This is a genomic window from Syntrophales bacterium, from assembly GCA_023229765.1.
GTDB lineage: Bacteria > Desulfobacterota > Syntrophia > Syntrophales > UBA5619 > DYTH01.
In genome coordinates, this window is sequence record JALNYO010000084.1 from 1 (window position 1) to 3213 (window position 3213).

Genomic DNA, 3213 nt, shown 5'->3' on the forward strand with positions numbered 1-3213 from the left:
CCTCCAGTTCTTCAAGCACCAGCATATCTGCCAGCAACTCAGCCTTTAAGGTTCGCATTCTTTCACTGTTCATAAAGCACCGTCCCTTCCCGCGCTATGGCGTCCTTTATTCTGTTGTCAGCAGTAGAAAGCTCCACCAAATCCACCTTAAAAGGGCTGTCCTGAGCAATGGTAACCAGCGCCAGAAAATGCTCGCCGGAACAGGCGACAGCCAGATCTATGTCGGAATCCAGCGACGAAACATCATCGCGCGCCAGTGACCCAAAGAGGATTATTTTTGTGATGCCCGCATCAGCCAAAAGGAATTTTCCGACCAGCGCCTGCACCTCCTCAAGTGCCTGGGCATTGCGAATTGCCAGGGCATCAACCTTTTCTCGCTGCAAACGTTCTTGATACGCAGCCATGCGTGACAATTTTTCAGATGATAAAGTCATAGCAACTAAAAACTCTATGTTTGCCCTCTTATCAAACCCCACCCCATACTTGCCGCAAAACCTTTGAATTGCGAGTGTTTCACCGACGAAACCACCAGATGCAGCTCGCCTTCACGCATGCTTCAATGATCCTATAGGGAGGCCCGGCGAAAAAAATTCCAGAAATAACCACGTTTGTATCGAGGACTATCCTCACGTCCGTCCCCGCACCGTGGCGACTGCAGCCGTAATATCGGATTGCCTCAGGCCGACTTTTTTGGCCTGTTTACGGGCTTGAGCGATCAAGGCATCAAACTCCTACATTTCAGGCGGCAAAATTGCCTTGAGAATAACGACATCATCCTCTCCCAAAACCATGAATTGCGAACCGGGCTTCAAATTGAGACGTCTGCGAATGTCTTCGGGGATGACAACTTGACCTTTGGAGGACATCTTTGTGGTAGCTAAATTTTCCATTCCATACCTCCTGCGAGACCTTTGAATTTTGTCATTTCGAGGAGCGTTAGCGACGAGAAATCTTAATTCTCGTGCATAGTTAAAGATTTCTCCCTTCGGTCGAAATGACAATATTGGCAGTTATTCAAAGGTCTCAAACATGCCATGGTCTCTGACCCCGAGGAAGCGGACATTCCTTGCCTTTAGCGGAAATGCCCGTGTTGACTTCCACTCCTAATACAGTGTCGTCCTTCCCGACGCGACAATTACGAGGCTCAATCCCTTCACCCTTTCGGATTACGGCCTATCTACTCGCTGTCCTACGCTTAAAGATGACTGTTACCAGTCAGCCTCCAAGGACTCGCTACCCGGTGGATGGCCTTCCTTCCGGGGCGGGACTTTCACCCGCTTGATTACGCGACCTTGCCCGGCCGCACATAGGGCTCTGTCCCTATTTATCTCAGGAGCCATTTCCAGAGGGGAATGACTTCTATGCCATTCTCGATGTCGGTTTCGTCATCCCAGGTTACTATCGTGCCGGCGGAGAGGGAAAGTTCATCCATGGCGCTTTTCAATCCCCGGAGTTCTCGTTCGAAGGTCTTTTTATCCGACATCTCCCAGCATACCTGGATCAGTTGAGTCTCGCCGGAAATTCTGTGCCGCGCCAGGAAATCAGCTTCATACCCGTCTTTTGTCGTGACATATTCCACATCATACCCCCCGCGACGCAGGTGCATAAATACCATTGTTTCCAGCAACTGTCCGTAATTATATGCATTACGAAAGGTCATGGCATTCAAAAGCCCCGTATCGACCGTGTAGATTTTCGCCGGATTGATGAGCCTTGATTTTTCCGAACGGCTGTGAATGGGAACTTTATAAAACAAAAAAGCATCCGTCAAATGATCAAGATATTCATACAAGCTGTTCTTGGTACATTTGATCGCCATGCTCTGCATCGTATTGAAGAATTTATTGACGCTGAATTGCCCGCCGGCAGAATGCATACAATGGCGGACAAGATGCTTCAGCACAAGAATGTTACTGACCTTATGGCGCTCGACAATATCTTTCAGCAGTACGGAATCGATATACCCCTGCAATACTTCAATGCGAAGATTGCGATCCAGCGTCTGCACTTCCGGGAAGCCGCCCACTTCCAGATAATCTTTTACCGCCTTGCGTAAGATGGAGGCCGTGTTCGCGCCAAACGTTTTTGGGCTGCCGGAAAAAAGCCCGTGAAATTTCAAAAATTCCTCAAAGCTGAAGGGGAATATCTCTATGGCTATCGATCGCCCCCGCAAGCTGGTGGCTATTTCTGAGCCAAGGAGCTTCGAAGATGAGCCGGTAATAAAAATTTGAATGTTTTCCGTATCCAGCAGGCGCCTGATGAACATTTCCCATTGATCAATTCGCTGAATCTCATCAAAGAAAAAATAACACCGGCCATTGCGATGTTCGGGATATTTACCGAAATAGACATCGAGAATTTCCTGAAAATGATTAACGGTAAACTCCAGCAACCGATCATCTTCAAAGTTAAGATAAAGTATCTCCTCTTTTTTTATTCCCGAGGCAATCAGTTCCTTTATTTTCTGATAACAAAACCAGGTCTTGCCCGCCCGCCTCATACCGATGACGACATCCGCCTTGCCCCTGACCCCGGAAAATTCCTTATTCCGGGCTACCGGTTCAGGCAAGTTCCGTTCATGGAAATCATCTATAAGTTGCGAAATTACATTTTTCATGATGCCATACTATCTCTTTTTTAGAGATAGATCAATTGCTTATTATATTTATTTTAGATAAGCTTTCTTTACTCAGCACTCAGAAGGAAAGAAGAAAACCGGGGTCAGATACATAGTCATTCCGGCGAAAGCCGGAATCCAGTTTTTTCAATATGTTCCGGGTACCGGTTTTCGCCGGGGCGACGGATAAGCTTATTTTGCAATTGGCTCAGAGGAATATCGAATGGGTTTAAAATAAATAGGGCTCTGTCCCTGATTAAGCCCCAAACTTTCCTGTTCCCCCAATACCTCTATGCGATTTTCCCGGCAAAACACCTGTGAAGGGCCAAACAATAGGGGCTCTGTCCCTATTTCTCCAGCACTTCCCGTGCGATAGCCAGCGCCCGCCCGGCGCCCTGGGCTGCGTAGCCCCACTTGATGAGAGTGAAGGCGGGCTTCCCGTCTGCCCCTGGGGCGATCTCGATCCCGGTGATGCAGCGGGGATGAACGCAGGAGCCGGTGTTGTAATAGGCTCGATCGGAGGAAATATGGGAACGTGCCCTCTTATTTCCTCGGGGTCTCCCCATCCTTCCCTCAAGATACATCCGTTCCGTAAG

General features: G+C 48.5%; 4 protein-coding genes. All 4 read right to left on the reverse strand.

The window, feature by feature from the left end; all coding sequences use genetic code 11:
- Window positions 1–62 precede the first annotated feature (62 nt).
- Window positions 63–404 carry a nucleotidyltransferase domain-containing protein gene (locus M0P74_18215; protein ID MCK9365521.1) on the reverse strand — a complete coding sequence of 114 codons (342 nt, stop codon included), beginning with the start codon at window positions 402–404 and terminating at the stop codon, window positions 63–65.
- Window positions 405–731: 327 nt separating this feature from the next.
- Window positions 732–890: an AbrB/MazE/SpoVT family DNA-binding domain-containing protein gene (locus M0P74_18220; protein ID MCK9365522.1), complete on the reverse strand. Its 159-nt coding sequence runs from the start codon at window positions 888–890 to the stop codon at window positions 732–734.
- Between the two features lie 434 nt (window positions 891–1324).
- Window positions 1325–2617 carry an ATP-binding protein gene (locus M0P74_18225; GenBank protein MCK9365523.1) on the reverse strand — a complete coding sequence of 431 codons (1293 nt, stop codon included), beginning with the start codon at window positions 2615–2617 and terminating at the stop codon, window positions 1325–1327.
- Between the two features lie 347 nt (window positions 2618–2964).
- A partial coding sequence (locus M0P74_18230; protein ID MCK9365524.1) for a hypothetical protein occupies window positions 2965–3213 on the reverse strand: 249 nt, incomplete at its 5' end.